This window comes from Acetomicrobium mobile (genome assembly GCF_937920065.1).
In genome coordinates, this window is the sequence record NZ_CALETC010000287.1 from 1 (window position 1) to 3148 (window position 3148).

Below are 3148 nucleotides of genomic sequence, written 5' to 3' on the forward strand. Positions count from 1 at the left end.
AACAAATGAGGTTTACTGTCGATGAAGGACGTGACCAGTCGCTATAAGGGTGCTTTTTTTGTCCTTTTGTCCGCTTTCTTATACGGATTTATCCCTATCCTTGCTGTGTTTGCCTATAAGAAAGATGTCAGCGTTATGTCTTTTCACTTGGTGCGATTTACTATTGCATCTGTTGCTCTTTTCTGCTTGCTTTATTTGCGAAGGGGAGAAGCTGCGTTGATGGTGGGCAAGAAAAAACTTTTTCAATTATTCGTACTTGGAGGGGTCCTCTTTACCCTCACGAGTTTTAGTTATTTTTCGAGTTTTAAATACATCCCGGCGTCCATGGCTGCCCTTATTTTTTATTCATATCCCGCCTTGGTTTCTGTGGGTTCTTCTTATATCAATAAAGAATATCTCTCGATGACTCTCGTTCTTTCTATAGTGGTGTCTTTCGTGGGCCTTATATTTCTTTCCGGAAAAACTGCGATCTCAGTCAGCATTAAGGGAGTCTTGCTTGCCGGTCTAGGGGCTTTGTCTTATACGTCTTATATCCTTTACGGAAACTTCATCATAAAAGATGTGCCCTATCAGGTAGTCGTAGCGTACGTCTGTTTCTTTTCTGCCATTTCCTTTCTCATTTTAGGGTCGGTCGCCCGTGGTTTGGCCCTTCCAAATGCAAGTTCAACGTGGATATTGCTATGCTTCGTCGCTTTTGTTTCCCTTTTCGGTTTTCTTGCTTTCTTCCTCGGAGTTGAGCTGACCTCTCCGTCAATAGCCGCGATCTTAAGCATGGCAGAACCCCTTGTAACTGTTGTCCTGTCTCTTTTAATCTTTAAGGAATATCTCAGCATCACTCAGTACTTCGGAGGGGTCCTCGTGCTTGTGGGGTCATTTTTAGCCCTTAAAGCGTCGGCATCGCGGTAAATTAAGGATTCTTGCCCATTTAGCCCGATTAAAGCAATTTCACCATTTCTGAAAGTTTTTTGGCGTTTTTGACCGCCAGGGCTTCGAAGTCGTTATTGAAGTAGGCGTAAACGTCGATGCCTTTTTCAAGTAACGTCTTTATACGCTGCGCCCAAGGCAGGAGTTCTTCTTCGCTGTAATCCCACAGGTAAGTATTTTTGCCTAACCCGTGGAAACGGAAATAGCAAAACTCTGCCGTCACGGGGGCGCCGTCGGGAAAACCCGTGCGGCTTATCCCAACGAAGGCTATCTCGTGTTTGGATAAAATTTCCGCAGTTTCGTTGAGCTTATCCCACCAGGAAAGGTGCCTGAATTCAATTGCTTGCCTATGGTGGCTGGGCAAAAGGCGGCAGAATTCGTCCAGCAATGAAGCGTCATATTTAAGTGAAGGCGGAAGCTGCCACAAAACGCATGAAAGCTGGGGCAGCAGGGCAAATCTCTCGAAGAAATTTCTTACTTCCTCCCTGCAATCTTTAAGGCGCCGGTAATGGGTTATCCTCCTTGAGCCCTTAGCGGCGAAATAAAAGCGGGGAGGGACCTTTTTAGCCCAGGACCGAAGCAGGTTTTCAAAAGGGGTGCGGTAAAAGGACATGTTTATTTCAACGGTCGGGAAATCTTTGGCGTAATAAGAAAGCCTTTCACTGGCCCTTAGGTCCGGCGGATAGTAACTTCCGTTCCACGATTCGTAAGACCACCCGCTGCAGCCGATGAGGCACTTTCCTTTTTCGTCCTCCCTGGGCCAGGGGTCCCTGAGTCGTCTTTTAGCCCAAAGGTCGGCTTTTGCCTCTCGTTTTCGGATGACCTCTTGCCAATCTTCTTTGGTACGCACGTAGTTTGGGATCTTTTCTTTTTCGTGTTTTAACTGTACGTGAGCGATCTCGTGAAGAAGCAGGAACCTGAAAAGTTCAGGCGGTGCGATGTCGCGGTTTCCCCATTGGCTGTAGTAATCTTCGGGGTCGAAGCTTTGAAGAATCTCCACCCAGGCATCTCCCTCAGAGCTTATGGTGATTCGGGCGAACATATCGGCGCCCAGATATTCCCTAAAAATGAGCTTTACTCCCCACGCAGAAGCAAGCTCTTCGAGCCACGCCTTTTCTGCTTCATTGAGCATTAACACCTTATTCTCATTGACCATGAGATATGTCACCCTTTTTATAAATAAGGCCGCTTAAAAGGTTAATCCGTGGAGCCCAGACGTGCTATATTTTCGCGCAGGCAATTGTACTCAAAGGTCATCTTTTTTCGGGCCAAAGCAGGAAAGATGTCGCGCCATGGCAGGTCTTTGTCTGCCGTTCCTTCCGTCTTCCAGTCCACGACGACTATTTTATCGCCCCTAATTGAATTTTTGCGCACGAGGAAATTAGAAGGGTTGGCCCAGTCGTATATCACAAGGTCGTGTTTGATTAGAAAATCGTAAAGGTCTTCCAAAAGGTCCAGGGCGTGTTTCAGCTTGCCGGGGTTATTTTTTACGTAAACGTCAATGGGTTGTGAAAATGAGCCATCCTCGTCACTAACGCGCTCGACGACCAGCCCGGGTCCTAAGTTGGTCATCACGATTCCGTAACATCTGGGCGCGTGTTCAAAAAATTCTTCGCCAATTTTAAGTGCCACAGAGCGATAGACCCTTGCCTCTTCTCGGTTAGACCAAAAATCTATGAGCCAGGGCATTAGAAGTCTTTTAAGTCGCTTCCTTGGAGAAATGCGGTAACCCCTCCTCCAAAGCCTATCAACTTTTATGCATAAATTTGGGTCCTGTGGATGTATATAAGCTTCTCTTTTGCTGCCGCTGTGGATCAAAAGCTCGGGTCTTAGCGCTATTATCTTGTCGGGTTTAAACCGCGGTTGCAGGGCTTGTGGTTTAAAAAACATCGGAAAAAGATCGGCCAGGAAATACCTATAATTATCCTTGGGAAGGAAGGCGTTCATCCAAAGCCTTAGAGCTTTTTTGTAAATCTTTTTTGCACCCCTCGGGTTGCCGTTTGCTTTATGAATTTCGGCTAAAAGGTCCAAATATTGAACCAGATCAGGATGATTATCGCCAAGCTCTCTTAGTGCCACGTCCAGAGCTTTTTTTGTCTCGCTCAGAGCTTCATCGTAATTGTTGTCTTGAATCAATTTTTTTATGTTCAAGGCTTCAGTGGTATTGCTCAAAGGGGGCGCCTCCTTAAATAAAAATCCTTTATGTATTGTACAACATGGACTG

At 46.1% G+C, this 3148-nt stretch carries 3 protein-coding genes; 1 reads left to right on the forward strand and 2 read right to left on the reverse strand.

Annotation, left to right across the window (positions count from 1 at the left end; all coding sequences use genetic code 11):
* The first annotated feature begins 21 nt into the window (after positions 1-21).
* On the forward strand, positions 22-906 hold the full coding sequence (locus Q7P41_RS10630) for a DMT family transporter (protein WP_303884131.1): 885 nt from the start codon (positions 22-24) through the stop codon (positions 904-906).
* 28 nt (positions 907-934) lie between these two features.
* Here Q7P41_RS10630 and Q7P41_RS10635 read toward each other — a convergent pair whose 3' ends face one another.
* Together Q7P41_RS10635 and Q7P41_RS10640 are read right to left on the reverse strand one after the other, a co-directional pair.
* A complete protein-coding gene (locus Q7P41_RS10635) occupies positions 935-2080 on the reverse strand; it encodes a DUF72 domain-containing protein (protein ID WP_303884132.1) in 1146 nt (381 codons plus the stop codon).
* 41 nt (positions 2081-2121) lie between these two features.
* Positions 2122-3096, reverse strand: coding sequence for a YrbL family protein (locus Q7P41_RS10640; RefSeq protein WP_303884134.1), 975 nt, complete (start codon positions 3094-3096; stop codon positions 2122-2124).
* Positions 3097-3148: the final 52 nt, after the last annotated feature.